The sequence below is a fragment of the Zwartia hollandica genome (assembly GCF_019923725.1).
In the GTDB taxonomy this organism is placed as follows: Bacteria; Pseudomonadota; Gammaproteobacteria; order Burkholderiales; family Burkholderiaceae_B; genus Zwartia; species Zwartia hollandica.
On sequence record NZ_JAHXRI010000006.1, the window covers coordinates 542,253 to 560,855 of the forward strand.

General features: G+C 53.0%; 20 protein-coding genes. 6 read left to right on the forward strand and 14 right to left on the reverse strand.

Features of this window, described 5'->3' with window-relative positions; genetic code table 11:
- Positions 1–65 precede the first annotated feature (65 nt).
- From KZZ10_RS05880 to rfbB, 5 genes are all read right to left on the reverse strand, one after another.
- Entirely contained in the window at positions 66–1,634 is a 1,569-nt protein-coding gene (locus KZZ10_RS05880) for a hypothetical protein (protein WP_259660559.1), read from the reverse strand.
- A 434-nt stretch (positions 1,635–2,068) separates the two neighbouring features.
- Positions 2,069–3,085, reverse strand: coding sequence for an alpha/beta fold hydrolase (locus tag KZZ10_RS05885; protein WP_259660560.1), 1,017 nt, complete (start codon positions 3,083–3,085; stop codon positions 2,069–2,071).
- Between the two features lie 83 nt (positions 3,086–3,168).
- A complete protein-coding gene (locus KZZ10_RS15450; protein WP_375372538.1) occupies positions 3,169–3,360 on the reverse strand; it encodes a type II toxin-antitoxin system HicA family toxin in 192 nt (63 codons plus the stop codon).
- Positions 3,357–3,629, reverse strand: coding sequence for a DUF1902 domain-containing protein (locus tag KZZ10_RS05890; protein WP_259660561.1), 273 nt, complete (start codon positions 3,627–3,629; stop codon positions 3,357–3,359). Before KZZ10_RS05890 ends, KZZ10_RS15450 begins: the two co-directional genes overlap by 4 nt.
- A 180-nt stretch (positions 3,630–3,809) precedes the next feature.
- Positions 3,810–4,865 carry a dTDP-glucose 4,6-dehydratase gene (gene rfbB, locus KZZ10_RS05895; RefSeq protein WP_259660562.1) on the reverse strand — a complete coding sequence of 352 codons (1,056 nt, stop codon included), beginning with the start codon at positions 4,863–4,865 and terminating at the stop codon, positions 3,810–3,812.
- Between the two features lie 72 nt (positions 4,866–4,937).
- Here rfbB and KZZ10_RS05900 point away from each other — a divergent pair, with 72 nt between their 5' ends.
- Complete coding sequence (locus KZZ10_RS05900) at positions 4,938–6,269, forward strand: leucine-rich repeat-containing protein kinase family protein (protein WP_259660563.1); 1,332 nt, start codon at positions 4,938–4,940, stop codon at positions 6,267–6,269.
- Here KZZ10_RS05900 and KZZ10_RS05905 read toward each other — a convergent pair.
- The 4 genes from KZZ10_RS05905 to KZZ10_RS05920 all read right to left on the reverse strand — a co-directional run bounded on the left by KZZ10_RS05905 (position 6,260) and on the right by KZZ10_RS05920 (position 9,249).
- Positions 6,260–6,436 carry a helix-turn-helix domain-containing transcriptional regulator gene (locus tag KZZ10_RS05905; protein WP_259660564.1) on the reverse strand — a complete coding sequence of 59 codons (177 nt, stop codon included), beginning with the start codon at positions 6,434–6,436 and terminating at the stop codon, positions 6,260–6,262. The genes KZZ10_RS05900 and KZZ10_RS05905 overlap by 10 nt on opposite strands.
- Positions 6,437–6,483: 47 nt before the next feature.
- Positions 6,484–7,350: an amidohydrolase family protein gene (locus KZZ10_RS05910; RefSeq protein WP_259660565.1), complete on the reverse strand. Its 867-nt coding sequence runs from the start codon at positions 7,348–7,350 to the stop codon at positions 6,484–6,486.
- 72 nt (positions 7,351–7,422) lie between these two features.
- Complete coding sequence (locus KZZ10_RS05915) at positions 7,423–8,214, reverse strand: HpcH/HpaI aldolase family protein (RefSeq protein WP_259660566.1); 792 nt, start codon at positions 8,212–8,214, stop codon at positions 7,423–7,425.
- A gap of 33 nt (positions 8,215–8,247) precedes the next feature.
- The gene (locus KZZ10_RS05920) at positions 8,248–9,249 is read right to left on the reverse strand and encodes a tripartite tricarboxylate transporter substrate binding protein (protein WP_259660567.1); all 1,002 of its coding nucleotides are present in this window, start codon (positions 9,247–9,249) and stop codon (positions 8,248–8,250) included.
- 120 nt (positions 9,250–9,369) lie between these two features.
- Between KZZ10_RS05920 and KZZ10_RS05925 the strand changes: the two genes are divergently transcribed.
- Complete coding sequence (locus KZZ10_RS05925) at positions 9,370–10,149, forward strand: IclR family transcriptional regulator (RefSeq protein WP_259660568.1); 780 nt, start codon at positions 9,370–9,372, stop codon at positions 10,147–10,149.
- A 23-nt stretch (positions 10,150–10,172) separates the two neighbouring features.
- On the opposite strand, the gene KZZ10_RS05930 is transcribed toward KZZ10_RS05925, so the two are convergent.
- Genes KZZ10_RS05930 through KZZ10_RS05940 form a run of 3 tightly spaced genes read right to left on the reverse strand, consistent with a single transcriptional unit; the run spans position 10,173 to position 12,613 of the window.
- Entirely contained in the window at positions 10,173–10,907 is a 735-nt protein-coding gene (locus KZZ10_RS05930; RefSeq protein ID WP_259660569.1) for a maleate cis-trans isomerase family protein, read from the reverse strand.
- 35 nt (positions 10,908–10,942) lie between these two features.
- Positions 10,943–11,527, reverse strand: coding sequence for a carboxymuconolactone decarboxylase family protein (locus tag KZZ10_RS05935; protein ID WP_259660570.1), 585 nt, complete (start codon positions 11,525–11,527; stop codon positions 10,943–10,945).
- 48 nt (positions 11,528–11,575) lie between these two features.
- Positions 11,576–12,613 carry a hypothetical protein gene (locus KZZ10_RS05940; protein ID WP_259660571.1) on the reverse strand — a complete coding sequence of 346 codons (1,038 nt, stop codon included), beginning with the start codon at positions 12,611–12,613 and terminating at the stop codon, positions 11,576–11,578.
- A 169-nt stretch (positions 12,614–12,782) separates the two neighbouring features.
- Here KZZ10_RS05940 and KZZ10_RS05945 point away from each other — a divergent pair, with 169 nt between their 5' ends.
- The gene (locus KZZ10_RS05945) at positions 12,783–13,793 is read left to right on the forward strand and encodes a Bug family tripartite tricarboxylate transporter substrate binding protein (RefSeq protein WP_259660572.1); all 1,011 of its coding nucleotides are present in this window, start codon (positions 12,783–12,785) and stop codon (positions 13,791–13,793) included.
- A gap of 46 nt (positions 13,794–13,839) precedes the next feature.
- Here KZZ10_RS05945 and KZZ10_RS05950 read toward each other — a convergent pair whose 3' ends face one another.
- Positions 13,840–14,478, reverse strand: a complete 639-nt coding sequence (locus KZZ10_RS05950) for a LysE family translocator (protein ID WP_259660573.1) — start codon at positions 14,476–14,478, stop codon at positions 13,840–13,842.
- Between the two features lie 33 nt (positions 14,479–14,511).
- Positions 14,512–15,288 carry an enoyl-CoA hydratase/isomerase family protein gene (locus KZZ10_RS05955; RefSeq protein ID WP_259660574.1) on the reverse strand — a complete coding sequence of 259 codons (777 nt, stop codon included), beginning with the start codon at positions 15,286–15,288 and terminating at the stop codon, positions 14,512–14,514.
- Positions 15,289–15,376: 88 nt separating this feature from the next.
- Between KZZ10_RS05955 and KZZ10_RS05960 the strand changes: the two genes are divergently transcribed.
- The 3 genes from KZZ10_RS05960 (at position 15,377) to KZZ10_RS05970 (ending at position 18,603) form a co-directional block, all read left to right on the forward strand.
- Positions 15,377–16,378, forward strand: a complete 1,002-nt coding sequence (locus tag KZZ10_RS05960) for a Bug family tripartite tricarboxylate transporter substrate binding protein (RefSeq protein ID WP_259660575.1) — start codon at positions 15,377–15,379, stop codon at positions 16,376–16,378.
- A gap of 184 nt (positions 16,379–16,562) precedes the next feature.
- Entirely contained in the window at positions 16,563–17,741 is a 1,179-nt protein-coding gene (locus tag KZZ10_RS05965) for a CaiB/BaiF CoA transferase family protein (RefSeq protein WP_259660576.1), read from the forward strand.
- 37 nt (positions 17,742–17,778) lie between these two features.
- Entirely contained in the window at positions 17,779–18,603 is an 825-nt protein-coding gene (locus KZZ10_RS05970; protein ID WP_311133542.1) for a FadR/GntR family transcriptional regulator, read from the forward strand.

An 18,603-nucleotide genomic window follows, 5' to 3' on the forward strand; every position in this document is an offset into this window, starting at 1 on the left:
GGGGAAGGCGTGCGGAAATAACAATTTCTAACCCCAACGCCATAGGCATATAACAGTAATTTAAATCATGTACGCCAGTAATGCCATGGAGGGATAAACATTATTTCTTTGAAATATTTTTCATCTGAGATATTGTTGAGGCGGTCAGAATTTTGGCAGAGTTTCTGTAGTTCAGGTACTTGCTGTTTTGCGTAGAGTCTCAGCGTATAGTCCGGCCGCCAATAGACATCACACTGCCTAAAAAAATCCTTCTCACTAGCCCATTTGTACAGGACATCTTGGGCAAATAAATTCGTTTGAATTGATTCCGGTGAGGCGTAAAAAGCTATCAAGTCGATTGCATAAGTGCTAAGCACTTGGCCAGTCAATCCATTTTTCACTACAAGTGAGCTACCTAGTCCAACAATGTCTAATACATTTAGATCAGAACGATACGGAGCGAGGCCGGCATCACCTATTGCAAATGATTTCATTCGATACTTATCAGAAATTTGAGACAGTACATCGCCTAGCTGACCATGAGAGGTCAATAGCCGAGGGTAATATGTGTAAAGCCCAATAGGACGGACACCGCTATTAGACAAAAAAATACAAAGTGCGACACCGGCCAGAAACTTTATAAAGTTCTCTACCTTGCATCGTGCGATACGTTCAGACGAAATGATTAATTCCATAATCTTTTCGCGCTGAGATGCGGCGATATAGATCATGAAACAGTAAATAGGCATGAAGATATGGTACGCGAACCTTGATGCGTAATTCATCGTCAAAAAAGACTTTGAATAGCCGAGGGCCATAACCCCAAAAAAAACAAAGATAAATATAAGTATTTTGATCCGCGCAAGCAGTAATAGAGTGAGCGCCGGAACCAAAAATAATGAATACTTGACTAGTTCCTTAAACAAGAAAATAGCACCAGACTTAGCATAAAAAGTATTTGGTAAAAAGCTACCAAAGTTCTTCTGATGAAATAGAAGGTAAAAAAATAGAGGAGCAGTGAGAAAAAAAATAATAACTAATAATTTTTTCTTAGCTATGCGAATATTTTTTATATTGGCGTACAAGTCGCGCCAAGAAAGCATTCTTATCGATCGGGGGCAGTCAGTGGATAGATAAAGTGGAACTAGCCCAACTAAAATCCAAGCTTCCGGTCGAGTGACTAGCAGAATTAATGTCAAAATTATTGAAATCTTGGTCTGGTTTTTGTCTAGTGAAACCAATAGTGCGGATACTAAAAATATAAAGAAGAATGTTTCTAACCCTCCAAACGCATGTATTGCAGTTGCAGGTAGGGCGAGAACCAACAGAAGCATAAAAAAAGACTTCTTAGTAACAACTAAAAACCAAATCGTAAACGCACCTAGCGTCAGTAACGAAAAGAACTTAAAAAATAGCACCACATCCACATTATTAAGATGAGGGATTAAGCTAGCTAGTGCGAAGATGGGGTTTGTATAGGCTTGAGTCGGGTCGAGATGGGACGGGTTGAAGTTCCAGATGCCATGCAGGGCAAAATTTTTACCAAAGCGCCACGTTATAAACGCATCATCTACCGTAAATCGGGATCCAAGCCAAAATGATATGGCTACACATATTGAAACAATACATACGGACAAGCGGTAGAAGGTATTCATACTGAATAAAGTGACACAACTGCGGGGTTCTTACGACTTTCTAGTTCGTGGACTCACTCAGCAATCAGCTTAAATGCTGGTCGTTGACAAATCAAGTGGTATGTTAACTGCACGCAAAACAAGCGAGGGGGAAGATAGTTGCTAGCCCGATAAAGAATAGTGCGCAGAATCCGTGCAATATATTTATGGTCAAGAGTTCTTGGTCACACAAGATATGCGTGTTGTTGAGCCAATAAATCTACGCTTTATAAAGCCGCCATCATAATGAACTCATAATTTGTCTTAGGATCACTTGTTTCGGGCCAAGTTGGCGCGTTTCAAAGTTAAACCCTTTGCAAGCACAAAGGCTATGACTAACACTATTGCGTAAACGAAATCAAGATAATTATATTTCTTTATGGAAAAACTCAAGGAGTGGCTGAATGTTTCTTGGCTTAAGTTAAAAGCTGTTTCACTGCTTGCGTAGTTTCGTTCGTCTCAGCCGAACCCACTAAAGGTCGCCAAGCCAGATGCCCTTTATTCGAATCAACCTCAACACACTTCGCACCTTTAATCCCCGTCGCAATCTCTTTTGCATTCTCAAGCCCAAGCAAACGATCTTGAGAGCACGGCAGCACCAGAACACGTGCCTTCACCTTGTCGAGTGCTTTCTTTAAATCCCCACCAAACGGCGCACTGATATCGTGCGCAGAGGATGCTTGATAACGCCTGACGAGGCTCCATGCATCCCAGCTGGCAAAACCGTTGCCTGCTCGTTCAGCCTCTTCATCAAGGATCTTGAGCGGAGTGGTCTCGAGGTAATCATCGGTGACAGTCCACGTGAAGTAGTGTCGCCCCGCTGCGCGCTGTCCTGCCTCCGGTTGGGTTAGGGGAGCGTGCTTGTGATACTGCCCATCGCGCCAATTTGGATCGAGTTCGATGATGTCGAACATGCGCTTGGTTGCCATCAGGAAGGTGTTGCCTGCTTTCCAAGCGGGGACAAGCAAGACTGCATTTTTGACGGAGTCAGGGAAATGGATCAGCCATTCAAGGGTTTGGAAGGCGCCCATGGAAGCGCCTGCGAGCAGAGCAACTTGTTGCGTGCCGAGCCCGAGGCCTTCAGTGGCTAGTTGATACTGCGCACGAGCCATATCGCGGATGGTGTAGCGCGGGAACTTATCAAATAAGCCATCACCCGGTTTAGAGGATGTGCCGCCACCGATGGAGTCTGTACACACGACGCAATAGCGATCCGTGTCGTAGGCGCGACCGGGGCCGACGTGCTCTGCGGTGCCGTGGCGCAGGTTGCTTGTGCCCGGCATGATTAAGCAGAGGTTGTCACTTGCGGCGTTGAGTGTGCCGTACATGGCGTAGCCGATCGTCAGCGAATCGAGCGTTTCACCAGATTCAAAGGTGAAGTTGCGGATGGTGTAGGTGCCTTCGACGGGCGTGGGGCGCTGTGATGTGTTCATGAGGTAGGAAATTCGCGTAAAAATTCATACAGCTATTACGCGTGATCTTACACCGCAGCGAAACTATCCTGCCCACTTATCTCTTATCTAATTCGAATCGACAACATGGCTTGCTTCAAGACTGCGTTGGCAGTGTGTCTTGAGGAACAATGTGTGGGTACGGTAATTCTCAAATTCCCTTTAGCCCAGATTTCATGCGAGCCTTTTCCGGGCCGATAATAACAATAGCCAGCAGCCGAGAGAAGCTCGGTGACTTGTTTATAAAAACCGATCATGCGGGGTAGGATTGGACGGCGCGGTAGTGCTTTATCGTTGGGCCATGATGGTTACCTAGCTCATCGGTCAGTAGATCATCAATTGACGTATCAACTTCGCTTTCTAGCGAAGACATAGTGGGAGCTTCGGCAACCATTCCGCGTAGGTCGGGGCTTGTAGCGACGAATACTTTGGCTTGCTGATCCCAAAACACGTCTATGCGAATCGCGACAGGTATGCCGAGATTCGAAATGAAACGCCAAAATGGAAAACCAATGCGGTATGCCATAGGTGCTTTGAGTTGCAGCGCTGATGATTGAGTATTGGTGGAAATGCTACACCTCGCTAAAGTACACGAAAAATTAATTCGCGAGGTGAAGTGTATAGATCTATCGCTATTTCAGGTGTTACAGAAGGTAACCGTGTTTAGGTTTGGTGTAACGCGCCAGATAGAATCTGAACCAAAGATTTAACCGTACTGTTTCCCAATCCACTTACGATACTCACCGCTTGTCACGCCTTGCACCCACTCTGGGTGATCGAGATACCACTGCACGGTTTTTTCTATGCCGGACTCGAAGGTCTCTTTTGGTTTCCAGCCTAGCTCGCGCTCAATCTTGCGGGCATCAATTGCATATCGGCGATCGTGGCCGGGGCGGTCTTTTACGAAGGTGATTTGTTCAGCGTAGGGTTTGCCGTCTGAGCGGGAGCGTAGCTGATCAAGGCGTGCGCAGATGGTTTTGACGACATCTATGTTGGCTTTCTCGTTCCAGCCACCGACGTTGTAGGTCTCGCCCACGCGGCCCGCTTCAAGGACGCGGGCAATGGCATGGCAGTGATCCGTGACAAACAACCAGTCACGCACTTGTTGCCCATCGCCATAAATCGGTAAGGGCTTGCCGGCTAGTGCATTGAGGATCACAAGCGGGATCAGTTTCTCGGGGAAATGAAACGGCCCGTAGTTATTGCTGCAGTTGGTGGTGAGCACCGGCAGGCCATAGGTGTGATGCCAGGCGCGTACAAGGTGATCCGATGATGCCTTGCTGGCCGCGTAGGGGCTGTTAGGCTCAAACGGATTGGTCTCGGCAAACGGTGGGTCTTGGGGGGCGAGGGTGCCGTAGACCTCATCGGTCGACACGTGCAGAAACCGAAAGGCCGCTTGCTCGGCTGCGGGCAGCGCAGACCAGTAGGCGCGAACCGACTCAAGCAGGTTGAAGGTGCCGACCACGTTGGTCTGGATAAAGTCACCCGGTCCATGGATGGAACGATCAACATGGGACTCCGCCGCAAAGTTCAGCACGGCGCGTGGTTTGTGTTGGGCGAGCAGCTTGTCGACCAAGGCGCGATCACCGATATCACCTTGTACGAAGATATGCCTTGGGTCTTTGGCGAGCGAGGACAGATTGTCCAGATTGCCCGCGTAGGTGAGCTGATCGAGATTGACCACGGGCTCGTCGTGTTCGGCAAGCCAGGTGTGTACAAAATTGCTGCCAATAAAGCCGGCACAGCCAGTGACAAGAATCATAGAGGTGGGTGACGTTGTGAATACCGAAGCGGGTGAAGGCAAATTGTAGGGTATTTGCTAAGCTGTAGGCCTATGCAAACACTAGATGATCTGCGAACAGGCAAGTTAAAGGGCGCGACGCGCGTAGCGTTGGCGGCTGGGTTGACGCAGTTTCCTGAAGAAATCCTGGATCTTGGGGAAACGCTTGAGATACTGGATCTGTCAGGCAACGCGCTGTCGAGTCTACCGGAGGACTTTACCCGCTTGCATCGTCTGCGGGTGTTGTTCATGTCGAATAACCGGTTTGAGCGCATGCCAGAGGTGCTGGGACGCTGCCCAAACTTGAGCATGGTGGGTTTTCGGGCGAACGGGATGCGGGATTTGCCTGCAGAGTCCTTGCCCTCGAAGTTACGTTGGCTCATTCTGACTGACAACGCGTTGGAATCGTTACCTGCAGAGCTGGGTAAGCGACCAGCTCTGCAGAAACTTATGGTGGCGGGTAATCGCTTAACCACTTTGCCTAAAGAGCTCAGTGCCTGTCACAACCTGCAGCTACTGCGCATCGCAGCGAACCGGTTTGAGGTATTGCCGGAATGGTTGCTGAGTTTGCCCCGCCTGTCTTGGTTAAGTTACTCGAGTAATCCGTTATGCGAAGCGCTTGAAGCTAAGGCATTAGCGCAAACACCGGTGCAACCAGTTTTATGGTCCGCTTTGCAGCTAGGACCAAAGCTTGGGGAGGGCGCCTCTGGGGTGATTTATCGAGCTGGTTTAGATAGTGCGGCAACGGGTGTGGTTGGAGTCTCTGAGCCCGAGGTGGCCGTCAAACTATTTAAAGGTACGTTGACCAGTGATGGCTTACCCCAAAGCGAAATGGCCGCGTGCATCAGTGCGGGCGCACATCCAAATTTGATTCAGGTGTTGGGAAAGTTAAGCGGGCACCCGCAAGGGACGCAAGGTTTGGTGATGTCGTTAGTGGATCCTGCTTATAAAAATTTGGCAGGCCCACCAAGTTTTGAGACGTGTACGCGGGATGTCTATGCAGATGATCTGCGGTTTAGTGTGCAAGACGTCTTGACGATCGCGAAGGGTGTGGCGGGGTTAGCAGCGCAATTACATGCGCGGGGGTTGATGCATGGCGACTTGTATGCGCACAATACATTATTAGGCCCTGATGGCCATGCCTTGATTGGCGATTTTGGGGCTGCGTCGTTTGTGGATGTGGCCGATCGCAAAACGGCAGATGCGCTCGAAAGGCTTGAAGTGCGAGCCTATGGGTGTTTGTTGGAGGAGTTGCTGGAGAGGGCGGAGGGCGTGGGTGGCGAGGCTGTACAGTTACTGGCGGAGATGCGAGATCGCTGCTTGCAGCCCGGCACCGTGAATCGGCCGAGCTTTGTTGAAATTGAGAAAACCTTATCTCAATCTTGAATCGGTTTCGCTGCGAGTTTCATCCCTCGCGCACGGTATATGTTGTCCGTAGCCAGACGCAGCATCTCAGGATTTAGATCTTCTCGCGCCATATTGAGATATGCAGCGATGGTCTCTTCGTCCTGAAGGAACTTAGCTGCGTCGAATGTATGGTGTTGTGTGCTCATCCTCAAATTGTATCCAAAACGGAAGCAATTTAAAGTGAGCACAGTCCTTAAAACCCAAACAACCTTTGTGGGTTATCCGTCAGAATTTGCTTGCGCACTTTCTCGTCATCGGTCCAGCGTGCCAGCAGGTTGAAGAGTTCAACCGAGCTGTTCTCACCGAACGACAAGTGCGGGTAGTCGCTGCCCCAGATCAATCGATCGGGTGCTGCTTTAATCAGTGCTTTCGCCATCGGGTCGGCATCGGTGAAGTTTGGCACTTTGGACATGCGGTATGTGCCGGTGAATTTCACATAAGCGAGGCGGTCGCCGTGGTTGACGAGGTCTAGCAAGGCTTTGAAGCCTGGCGCATCGACACCGTCTTTGGCAAGGTTCATCCCCATGTGCGCCATCGAGAAGGGAATCTTCAGCGTCTTCATGAAGGGGATCATTTCTGTGGTGAGCCAGCCGGGTAACAAGAAATCTAAATGCCAGCCGATCTCTTTGCAGCGTGCGGCAATCTTTTCAATACGTGGCTGCATCTTCTTGGATAGACCTGGCTCCATCGGATGGATGGGGCTGTAGTTGATACGCACGCCACGCACGCCGAGTTTGTCCATTTCGGCGAGCAAGGAGTCAGGTGCGTCTTCATCGATGTCTACGATGCCACGACAAGCACCGGTGCCAACTTCTTTCATGGCGTCGAGCATGCAGCTGTTATCGCGCCCGTAGGCGCTGGGCTGCACGAACACAAAGCGTGTCAGGCCAAGATGCTTAGCGAGCTGCAGGTATTCAGACAACGGTGCCAGCGGTGGCACATAGCGCAGCTGGTCAGGACCAAACGGATATTTGTCCGGCGAACCAAAGACATGAAAATGCGCGTCGCAAGCGTTTGCGGGTGCAGTGAAAGCAACTTTTTCGTTTAAATCAAAAGACACGAGACAGACTCCAGCTTCTTAGATGGTGAATCACTTAGGTGGTGAATGAGTAGGTACAGAGTAAGTACAGAATTATTTTTTAATATCGCCAATTAAGGCACGCAAAGCCGCAGCGTCTTTACTTGCTGCCGCGGCCAAGTAGGTGGTGTCGCTACCTGCAATCAAAAAGCGTGCACCTAAGCCAATTAATTGGGTTTGCAGTTCAGCGTCACCCCGAATCCCACCGATGCCCATGGCGATGCCGTGCTTCTTACAGGCCTGTGCAACGGTTTGATAGGCTTCGAGCAGTTTGGGGTGACGCAACTGGCCAGGGATGCCCATCTCAGTACACAAATCATTTGAGCCAATTAACAGCATGTCGACACCAGGTACGGCCGCGATCGCATCCGCATTCGCGATACCTTCAGGCGTCTCGAGCATGATGACGACCATGTTTTCTGCGTTACCTGTCTCATTGACTTGCGCAAGAGGCATGCCCTTATAAGCCGTTGCAGGCCCAGCACCCATGACGGAGCGGTGTCCGACAGGTGGATACTTGGCGTATGAAACGATTGCAGCCGCTTGCTCGGGCGTATTGACATGCGGCAGGATGACGCCTTGCGCACCACCATCAAGCGCCCGCGAAATATCCTGACCCAGATGACCGGGCACACGTACCAGTGGCGTCACACCGTAGGCCATGGCCGTGATGCAAATCGCAGAGGTCGTCTCAAAGCCGATCGGGCTGTGTTCCATATCGACATACAGGCTGTCAAAGCCTGCAGCACCAACCAGAGGGCCGATATCGACGGTGCGTGCCTGCCGTAGGCCCATACAAAGGGAGACCTCACCTGCAGCGAGTCGTTGTTTAAGTTTGTTTTCCATCTGGGTGATTCCTGTGATGCACTGATGTTGTACTTATTCAGCCGTAATGTTGGCGCGTGCAATCACTTCGGACCAGAGCGTGACCTCGCCTTGAACCATTTTGGTGAAGACGGCTGAGGTGGTGGAAATTGGACGAACGCCAGCGCCAGTGAATACCGACACGACTTTAGGTGTGGCGACTGCTTTAGCGATTTCCTTTTGCATGCGCTCGATGATCGCGGGTGGGGTACCAGCGGGTGCCATCATGCCGAACCAGTACATCATCTTGTAGCCAGGAAAGCCCGCTTCAGCGAACGTGGGCACATTAGGCATGGCGGGATGACGTGCATCGCCACTGACCGCCAGGCCAAGCAGGCGGTTGTCTTTGATATATGCCGAGGTGGAGCCAGCGCTACCAATCGCGATGTCGACCCGACCTGCTGCGACATCGACCATCGCAGCTGCGATACCTTTGAAGGGGATGTGCACGAGCTGAGCCTTGTTTTGCATCAAAAAGGCTTCCATGGCGAGATGAGCCGAAGAGCCCTGCCCACCCGACCCAAAGTTCAGTTTGCCGGGATTCGCGCGTGCGAAATCTATGGTCTCTTTTAGTGTCTTGGTGTCAAGGGTGGGACGTGCGACCAAGACAGCCGGGCCATCCGCAAGCAGTGAAACCTGAATGATTTCTTTAGGGTTATAGGGCAACTTTTTGTACAGTGCGGCCGAGACCGCAAAGGAGTTGTCTGTGACTAAGAAGGTGTAGCCGTCAGCCGGTGCTTTGGCCACGATATCGGTGCCGAGTGTGCTGCCAGCGCCACCTTTGTTTTCTACGATGACGGTTTGGCCCAGTTGGGCTGAGAGTTCTGCACCGACTGTGCGCGCTGCGGTGTCGGTAAACGACCCGGGGGCGAAAGGCACAACCACGCGGATCGGCTTGTTAGGCCAGGCGGCTTGCGCATGCGCACTGTGCATCGTGACCGAAAGTGTTGCGGCGGTGGTAAGGGCAGTAAGCGACAAGTTGCGGACAAGGCGTTTGAAGGCGTGTGCTGATTGCATGGCAGGTCTCCGAATTTAAAATAGTTCTAATATCGTAAGAAACTATTATCCGATAAAATCTTTGTAAAGTCATGCCCGCCTACAATCACTTGTGAAAAACGTTAGGACACGCAGTGCGCAATGAGTAGCCTCGAAAAAATGCTGGGTTTGTTGGGCGTCTTCACGACAGAACGCCCGATTTGGTCGTCGGAAGACTTGATCCAGCATTCTGGCGCGCCCGCATCCACTTGCTATCGGTATCTGAAGGTGTTGCATACCTCGGGTTATTTGGCGCGGGTGGCGAACGGCTCGTATGTGCTGGGCCCGCGCATCATGGAGCTAGATCGCGTTTCGCGTGAAAGCGATCCGGTCTATATCGCAGGCTCGCCGGTCGGACAGCGCTTAACGCACGACACCGGTCATAGTTCGTTGCTGTGCATACTGTTTAGCGATTCCATCATGTGCGTGCAGCAGGCGCGTGGGCGCAATGTGCCGGCCGGCCTGTTTAACCGTGGGCAGCGCCGTCCTTTAGTCGCGGGTGCGTCAGCCAAAAGTATTCTTGCGCATTTGCCGATGCATCAGTTGCGCATCTTGTATGCCCGGCATGCGGACGCAATCGGCACAGTGGGTTTAGGTGCCGACTGGGAGGCATTTAAATCTTCACTGAAGCAAATCCGTCAGCTTGGCTATTGCATGACGGTGGGCGACTACAACGCCGGCATCATGTCGATTGCAGCGCCGTTATTTAATCGCGATGGTGAGGTGTTGGGTAGCCTAGCCTTGGCTGCGTCGAACAAGACCTTACGGTGCGAAAGTTTCCGCGACTTTGCCCCAATGGTGATGCAGGCAGCGCAAGAGGTCAGTGCGCAGATCGCTTCAAATGAAGATATCGTGGCACTGCCTGCGCGTGCTTTAGGGTAACGACTGCCCGCGGGTTACTCCCGTTATTTCTTACCCACCGCCTGCATCGCATATTGTGCAGTCACCTGGATCGATGACAGCACGGGCTTGCCCCATTGCTTGCTCAGCGGATCCACCACATTCAGCGTTGGTAATTGTGAGCATGCGATAAACATGGCATCGACATCGCCTTTGCACAGTGGCTTGGCACGATCGTCCACTTGGTTCTCGGTGATCTGGCCAAGCGCGACAACATCCGCTGCATAAAAGCTATCAAAATGCTCGACATCAATGTCGCCGGATTGCAGAAACGCGCGCAGACGAATATTGACGTCATCTTGATACGGAGTCAGCAACGAAATGTTTTGCGCACCGATGGCTTGCAGCGCTTGCACCATCGAGCGTGCAGTGGTCACAACAGGCTTGCCTGTGGTTTCTGACAAGCGCTCGGCAATCTCTGCATCGCCTTTCGGGCCAAGGATAAAGCCAGCCGCTGTGCACCCATAGGCGATGACATCGACAGGCGATTCATTAAATTGTTTGGCCAGCTCAACGGCCGCCTCTTTGTAAGCGGGCAGTGTTTCTTCGGTGAGCAGACCTTTGCCGCGCGGGATGCGAAGCGTGCGTACGGTCGAGCCTTCGGGCAGCCAGCCGAGTAATTCGCCTTCCATTGTGGTGTTGTTGATGGGCACCATCAAGCCAACACGGATCGGCTTGCCAGCCAGGCGTGCGCCGGCTGAGAGGCCGTTTGTCGTTGCTGCAGTGGTTGCTGTGCTCATAAAAATCCTTTCCGTTTCTGTGTGATCGTGAGGGATTATTTCAACGGCTTCAATGGGGGCTCGGTGCCATCAGGCAGCGGGATCTGTGCGGTGTTGAGCACCATGGCGATCATGCTGTAGTAGCCGGTGAGCGCCAACGCATCAAGCACACCAGGACGACCAAACGCGGCGACGGCCTGATCGTAGATTGCATCGCTTGGGTGACCTTGTGTCAGGCACTCTTTAGCGAGAATGTGCAAAGTGCGTTGCTCGGCAGACAAGCTCGCAGGCGTTTCACCGCGTGCTAGGGCTTTAATGATGTCGTCGGCCAGATCCGTTGTGTTGCGTGCGATACGCTCATGCGCGAACCATTCGTATTGGCAGTTCCAGTGACGCGCCACGGTGAGCACGATCAGTTCAATGTGCGCAGGTAAGATCGCAGCGCCGTAGCGTAGATGCTCACCGAGCTGTTGCACGCAGTTAGCGAGCTCAGGGTTGTGAATGAGCGCGAGAAAAGGTCCGCGAATACCACCGCGTGGGCCGCCCGCAATGGCGTCCGCCACTTCTTTTTGACGCGCAGTCATTTGCTCCGCGGATAGGACGGGAAAGCGTAGCGCTGTGGTGTTAGATGGTGTGCTCAAAGTAGTCTCCGATTCGTGTTGTTTATTTCGTTAATCTAGCAAGCCAGCCTACACCATGGCGACCGGCGGCCTCACCGTAATCGAATGTGCAGGGCGGTCCGCCGGATAAACGGTAGGGCGCCAGTGCAGGGCGCGTAACTCGCCAAACTCGTGCGGTAGTCTTTCCCAATGATCACCGCCGTCGGTACTGCGAAACAGTTGGCCTAAGTTTGTGTAGGTGAACAGAAGTTTGGGATCATGCGGGTGTGTGGTCACAGACCAAGGCGTGCTGTTGAGCACACCGGGAAGCGTGAGGGTCTGCCAGGTGTAGCCATAATCAGTGCTACGCCACAGCTTGCCGGTGTTGCCGGGTGGGCCGTTGCCATTTGTCAGAAAAATGACCGCATCGTTGTCGGGGCTGACGACGATACCGCGTGTGTATTGCCACGGCGCATCAAGTGTGATGAAAGTCCAATGCTCACCGTTGTCGGTGCTGCGATGCAGGCCACGGTTCGTGGTCGCGTAAAGGATTTTGTTGCCTTGTTTATCGTGCACGATGGCAATGCCGTGCATATCGGCTGACACCAGTCCCTCAGTTTTAAGCTCCCAGGTGTTGCCACGATCTTGGCTGCGATAAACGCCGCCGATTTCTACAACAGCCCAAAGGGTGTTGTGATCCTTCGGGTCAAACAGCATCTGCGTGACGCGGGTGGGGCCCATATTGATGTCAGAAAACTTCTGTATCCCGGGCGCCTTGAGTTCTTCCCACGTTGCGCCCGCATCGCGCGAGCGGTAGAAGGCGGCAGGACGTGTACCGGCGTAAATTGTGTTTGGATCCTCTGGATCTTGTACGAGCGCCCAGATGTCCCCCATGGGCGAGGGCAGATGTGTCCAGTGTGTGGTGCGTTCATCCCAACGGAACAAGCCCATATCCGTTCCCGCATAAAGAATGTGCGGATCGCTGGGGTGGGAACTAAAGTGCCAGACGCGTGCCTCAAGGTACATGCCGGAGTGGCTGTTGGGGTGCACCCAGGTCTGTCCGTGGTCGTTACTGAACCAGGCGGAGTGGCCTGCGGTGCCTGCATAGACTTCGACGTGCGGCGTCATGTCGCGTCTCCGGTGGAAAGAATATCGAGTTAGGGAAAGCTTTAGCTTGGAATTTGATAAAAATATTACTACTATTTAAGAAATACTAATAATGTGTTGCCACATCTGTCGCAGCTAGCAGCGTTTGATGCGCACGATGATTAAAAATGACCAAACAAAGAGGATGACGATGATGACAAGAATTGTGAAGGGTAGCGTGCCCAGCAAGCGCCGGATGCTGTTGGGGTTGGCATGCGCCGTTTCCGCCTTGGGCGCGGCGAGTATCTCGTCGACTGCGTTGGCACAAGCGTATCCGAGCCAGCCGATTCGTATCGTATTAGGCTTTCCGCCAGGCGGCGCGCTCGATATCATCGCTCGGGTAATCGCACCAAAAATGTCCGCGGATCTGGGGCAGTCTGTTGTTGTGGAGAATAAGCCCGGCGCAGGGGGCGTGATTGGGATGCAATCTGTTGCGCGCGCCGAGCCCGATGGTTACACCGTTTTTATGGGGACCATGGGCAATTTCAGTATCACGCCTGCGCTCGTACAGGACTTACCTTACAACGTGGGTAAAGACTTTGCACCCGTGACGCAGGTAGCGTCATCTGGATTTGTTTTGTATGTCAACCCGAACTTGCCGATTAAGACCGTGGCGGACTTGATTGCCTATGCAAAGGCGAATCCAGGTAAAACCAATTTTTCCTCAAGCGGTAACGGTGGCTTGCCGCACATGGCCGGAGAGATGTTCGCCTCAGCTGCAGGAATCAAGATGACGCACGTGCCCTACAAGGGGAGCGCGCCAAGTGTGAATGACGTGATTGCAGGCCAGGTGCAACTGACTTTTGAAGCGGTTGCCATTGGTCTACCGCATGCCAAGTCTGGTCGTCTACGTGCCTTGGCAACGACGGGCACGACGCGGCTGGACGTGTTCCCCGATGTGGCAACGGTCGGGGAGACGCTTAAAGGCTTTAACGTGACGAACTGGTTCGGGATGGCAGCACCCGCCAAAACGCCGGCAGACCGTGTCGCGCGTTTGAATCAAAGTGTCGTGAAAGCCTTGAAAGATCCCGATGTCAAAAAGACACTAGCTGGTTTGGGTGTTGACCCAGTTGGGGATACGCCGGCTCAGTTCGCAAGCTACATACAGTCTGAAACGACACGCTGGCAGAAAGTGATCAACGATGCTGGGATCAAACCCTAAGGTAATGACGCGCGCGCTGTAGGCCGCGCGTTTTTTAGTCCATCCTTTACAGCACACGCCGCGGCTCCAGCATGATTCGGACCGCGAGCGCGGCTAGCACTCCACCCATTACGTAGCGTTGCAGTGTCATCCAGGTTGGGTTGCGCGCAAACCACGAGGCAATGCTTGCGGCCGATAGCACCAACATCAAGTTCACCGTGAAGCTCACCATCGCTTGAATGACGCCAAGCGTCATACTCTGCCAAAACACTGAGCCGTAAGCCGGGTTGATGAATTGCGGAAACAGCGCGATGCAAAACATCGCGACTTTCGGGTTCAGTGCATTGATCACAAACCCCATCACAAACAGTTTGCGTCGTGAATCGACCGGTAATTCGCGCATTGCGAATGGCGATTGCGCGCCAGGCTTGAGTGAACCCCAGGCTAGCCACAGCAGGTAGATGACACCTGCCCAGCGCAACGCCTCGTAGGCGGCGGGTATGGCGAGAAAGATGGCGGAAAGCCCAAACGCTGCGCCCAGCATATGCACGCTAAAACCGAGCAACACGCCAAACAGTGAAACGATGCCTGCTGCGCGCCCCTGACATACAGAGCGCGACAGCAGATAAAGCATGTTTGGCCCAGGCGTGATCACCAGCAAAAAACACGCGCCGGTGAAAAGCAGGAGTTCGTTGAATGGAATCATCGTGTGTGGCTTGGCAGGCGCGTTTTAGCGATTTCAGCGACCGACAAAAACCGCGGCGCGTTTTTCTAGGAAGGCGCGCTGCGCTTCTTTGGCGTCTTCTGTCTTCGCAATCGCAGCCGTCATGTCTTGTTCGTAGCGATAACCATCGCGCAGGCTCATGTCTTCGATTGCGTTGAGGGTTTGCTTGGCCAGACCAATAGAGAGCGGGCTCTTTGAGGCGATCGTATTGGCCAGTTCGATCGCAGCAGGCATCAGGCCTTCGGGTGTAGTCACTTGGTTCACGACGCCCAGGCGATAGAGCTCATCGGCCGGTACGCGATAGCCGGTGAACATCATCTTGCGCAGTGTGGTGTGGGGAAACAAACGCGCAGCGTGGCTGCCACCACCCAGTAGGCCGACATCGATCTCTGGTAGAGCCAAGCTGCCTTTCTCAGAAGTGAGTATCAGATCAGCAGAGGCGGCAATGGCCAACCCTGCGCCCAGTGCAGGGCCGTTAATGGCGACGATGACAGGTTTGGTGCATTCGCGAATCGCATGAAAGCATTCGCGGGTGCGACGTGAGTGCGCGGGCAAGTCGCCTGGCCCTTTGATAATGGAGGAGCGACCTTTCAAATCTGCGCCAGCACAGAAAACCTTGCCTTCACCTGTGAGCACGACCGCACGCACCTCAGGGGTTTCGGAGATGAAGTCCATGGCGGCTGTAATTTCGTCACCGAGCACGCGCGACAGCGCATTGACCGGTGCGTTATTCATAGTCAGCACCGCGACGTGCCCGATGACCTCATATTTGAGCTGTGTAAAGTCTGGCATAGCTTGTTTCCCCGTTGTTTTGTTTGTAATTAATCACAGATAGAATATCCTACAGAAAAATACTAAATAAAACCTCAAGGAGATGGGAATGAAACAGTCAATGAAACGAGTGCTGTGCCTAGGAGCGCTTCAGGCAGTCGGGCTAGCGATACTGGCAGGGCCCGTGTCTTTTGCGCAGGCTCAGAGCAGCGCGGGTGATTATCCTAATCGTCCCATCCGGATGATTGTGCCGTTTCCCCCAGGGGGAGCAGCCGATACGACGGCACGCATGATTAGCGAGCCGATGGCTAAGCAACTCGGTCAGACGATCGTCGTCGAGAACAAACCCGGTGGCGGCGCGACGATTGGTGCGGCTTTTGTGGCGGCAGCACCTGCTGATGGCTATACGATTTTGTACACCACGCCTGGTCCACAAATCACGAATCCGTTTTTGATGAGTAAGCTGAACTACAACCCAGATGACTTGTTGCCCGTGTCGTCGGTTGCGTCGTTTGCCAACGTGTTGGTGGTGCCGGTGAACTCACCCGCAAAAAACGTCAAAGAACTGATTGAGTATGCAAAAAAGAATCCTGGCAAAGTGAACTTCGGTAGCTCGGGTATTGGTGCGAGTAGTCATTTAGCCGGGCAGTTATTTAAAAGCATGGCCGGTGTTGATATTACGCACGTCCCTTACAAGGGTTCAGGCCCGCTCGTGAGTGATCTGATTGCCGGGAACGTGCAGATGGCGATTGATAGTCTGTCGGTCTACCTGCCCCAGATCCGCGCGGGTAAGTTGCGTGCACTGGGTGTCGCGAGTCTTCAGCGTTCACCTATCGCCTCAGATATCCCGACGATCGCTGAACAGTTACCAGGCTTTGAGGCAAGCGCGTTGAACTACATCACGGTGCCGAAAGGCACGTCGCCCGCCATCATTAATAAGCTGAATCAGGCGGTTCTTGCCGTGGTGAACGACCCAGCCATGAACAAGCGCATGATCGATGCTGGTATGGATCCCAAGACCAGTTCGCCCGCAGACCTCGCAAAGCAGATCGCCACCGAGCAAGCGAAGTGGAAGAAGGTGATTTCTGAGTCAGGCGCCAAGGCGGATTAACGAAACATCACTAACTTGCTAAATACCTACAAAAATTAGGTATAAAAGTACAAAAACAGGGGCGTAATGCCCCATTTTTGTGTTTGGCCATTTTCTTGTAAGATGTCCTACATCATAAGAATATTCTCGAATTCCGGAAAAGAATGAGCTGGAATTCGAGTTCTTTTTTGTCTCGGAGACGTCAATGCCTAAGTTACCCCTTAGCCGGTTCACGGTGCTGGATCTGACGCGTGTGCGTTCTGGCCCCGCGGCGGTACGTCAGTTTGCCGATTGGGGCGCAAATGTCATCAAGATCGAAGAACCAGGCGATGTGCCTGACGACAAGCCGGGTGGTTCGTCGCAGTTCGCCGATTATCAGAACACTCATCGCAACAAGCGCAGCGTGACCTTGAACCTCAAGCACCCCGAGGGCAAGGCTTTGTTCATGGAAATGGTCAAGCAGGCCGACGTGGTGATCGAGAACTATCGCCCCAACGTCAAGTTCAAGCTCGGGATCGACTACGAATCACTGCGCAAAGTGAACCCGCGCATCATTTTGGCCAGTGTTTCGGGCTTTGGGCAGGACGGTCCTTATGTGGATCGGCCCGGTTTGGATCAAATCGCGCAGGGCTTGGGCGGCATCATGTCTGTGACGGGTGAGCCTGGTCGCGGTCCGATGCGCGCTGGTATCCCCGTTGCGGATCTGACCTCAGGTTTGTTCTGTGCGATTGGTACGCTCGTTGCGCTGCTCGAGCGCGAAGAATCGGGCGAAGGTCAGTGGGTGCAGTCCTCGTTGCTTCAAGCGCAGGTTTGGATGATGGACTTCCAGATCATGCGTTGGCTGATGAACAAAGAGATTCCAGGCCAAACGGGCAATAACCACCCGACCACGGCCGCAACAGGCGTGTATCCAACTTCAGATGGCTTCATCAACTTGGCCGCGATGGGGACAGAAATGTTCGTGCGTCTGGTGAAGGCCTTGGGTCGTCCAGAGATCGCCGAAGACGCACGTTTCAAAGACATCAAGACGCGTGGCCAGCATCGACCTGCACTCAACGAATTAATTGCAGAATGCACCAAAGAAAAACCCTCGGCCTACTGGATTGACGTCTTCAACAAAGAAGGTGTGCCTTGCGGTTACATCAAGAACGTCAAAGAGACAATGGAAGACCCGCAGGTGGTGCACCTGGGGATGGCGAAGAAACTGCAACATCCTAAGCTCGGCGAGATTAGTGTGGTGAATCAGGCAGTGATCATGAGTCGCTCTAAGCGAGACGTGTTTACGGCTGCGCCAGACCGTGGCGAGCACAACCATGAGGTGTATGCAGAGTTTGGTATCAGTGCCGAGCGTGTCAACGCGTTGGCTAAAGCAGGTGCAATTTAAGTGACAAAGTCAAAGTAAGGGTGAAAGGAGAGGCATCGTGACAAAAGCTTCCGTAACTGCAACGGTCTATACCGCACGTCGTCAGCCGCTCAGCAGCCGTGGTTCGTCTGCGAGCAAGTTTCTGGGTACGACCGCTCGAGCGCCGATCGTATCGGCCTTTGATAGTCTTGGTCGCCCGGAAAACCTACCCGACGAAATCGCGCAGCAGTTACGCACGCGCATTCTGAACGAAAGCCTTGCACCGGGACAGCGTTTGCCGACCGAGCAAGAGCTGGGCGCGCAGTTTGGCGTGAGCCGTAACGTTGTGCGCGAAGCGATCGCACGACTCAAGCTCACGGGCCTGGTTGAAACACGACATGGCGTAGGCACCTTCGTCTGTGCTGACATTGCGATGCGCCCCTTCGAGGTGTCGCACGATGATTTGATGGACTTGGGTCAGATTATTCAAGTGCATCAATTGCGTGTGGAGATTGAGTCGGGGGCGGCTGCGCTGGCCGCGACCCATCGGACTAAAACTCAACTTGAAACCTTGCAGCTAGCCTGGAAGAAAGTCGAGCAATCGTCGGCGGACTGGCAGATCGCGGCCCATTCGGCGGTAGACTTCCACCTGGCCGTCGCGCAAGCGGCGAACAATCCGCATTTTGTGCGCATCATGGGGCACTTGAGTCACGTGATCCATCATGCGGTGCGCACGTTCAGATTTAGAAATACCGGCACGACCCGTATCGATGAAATCGGTGATGAGCATGGGCTTATCGTCGACGCGATCGCGCGGCAGGATTCGGCGGGAGCCCGTCAAGCAATGCGTACCCATTTAGATAACGGCATGGCACGTTATCGCAAGTTACTAGGAGACCTTTAA

Excerpts from the sequence above, each read along its gene's own strand:
- KZZ10_RS15450 (WP_375372538.1), bottom strand. The coding sequence starts at position 3,360 with ATGATCGGTTTTTATAAACAAGTCACCGAGCTTCTCTCGGCTGCTGGC.
- KZZ10_RS05900 (WP_259660563.1), top strand. The coding sequence starts at position 4,938 with ATGCAAACACTAGATGATCTGCGAACAGGCAAGTTAAAGGGCGCGACG.
- KZZ10_RS05920 (WP_259660567.1), bottom strand. The coding sequence starts at position 9,249 with ATGCAATCAGCACACGCCTTCAAACGCCTTGTCCGCAACTTGTCGCTT.
- KZZ10_RS05930 (WP_259660569.1), bottom strand. The coding sequence starts at position 10,907 with ATGAGCACAGCAACCACTGCAGCAACGACAAACGGCCTCTCAGCCGGC.
- rfbB (WP_259660562.1), bottom strand. The coding sequence starts at position 4,865 with ATGATTCTTGTCACTGGCTGTGCCGGCTTTATTGGCAGCAATTTTGTA.
- KZZ10_RS05965 (WP_259660576.1), top strand. The coding sequence starts at position 16,563 with ATGCCTAAGTTACCCCTTAGCCGGTTCACGGTGCTGGATCTGACGCGT.
- KZZ10_RS05960 (WP_259660575.1), top strand. The coding sequence starts at position 15,377 with ATGAAACAGTCAATGAAACGAGTGCTGTGCCTAGGAGCGCTTCAGGCA.
- KZZ10_RS05955 (WP_259660574.1), bottom strand. The coding sequence starts at position 15,288 with ATGCCAGACTTTACACAGCTCAAATATGAGGTCATCGGGCACGTCGCG.
- KZZ10_RS05880 (WP_259660559.1), bottom strand. The coding sequence starts at position 1,634 with ATGAATACCTTCTACCGCTTGTCCGTATGTATTGTTTCAATATGTGTA.
- KZZ10_RS05925 (WP_259660568.1), top strand. The coding sequence starts at position 9,370 with ATGAGTAGCCTCGAAAAAATGCTGGGTTTGTTGGGCGTCTTCACGACA.
- KZZ10_RS05940 (WP_259660571.1), bottom strand. The coding sequence starts at position 12,613 with ATGACGCCGCACGTCGAAGTCTATGCAGGCACCGCAGGCCACTCCGCC.
- KZZ10_RS05885 (WP_259660560.1), bottom strand. The coding sequence starts at position 3,085 with ATGAACACATCACAGCGCCCCACGCCCGTCGAAGGCACCTACACCATC.
- KZZ10_RS05905 (WP_259660564.1), bottom strand. The coding sequence starts at position 6,436 with ATGAGCACACAACACCATACATTCGACGCAGCTAAGTTCCTTCAGGAC.
- KZZ10_RS05890 (WP_259660561.1), bottom strand. The coding sequence starts at position 3,629 with ATGGCATACCGCATTGGTTTTCCATTTTGGCGTTTCATTTCGAATCTC.
- KZZ10_RS05950 (WP_259660573.1), bottom strand. The coding sequence starts at position 14,478 with ATGATTCCATTCAACGAACTCCTGCTTTTCACCGGCGCGTGTTTTTTG.
- KZZ10_RS05945 (WP_259660572.1), top strand. The coding sequence starts at position 12,783 with ATGATGACAAGAATTGTGAAGGGTAGCGTGCCCAGCAAGCGCCGGATG.
- KZZ10_RS05915 (WP_259660566.1), bottom strand. The coding sequence starts at position 8,214 with ATGGAAAACAAACTTAAACAACGACTCGCTGCAGGTGAGGTCTCCCTT.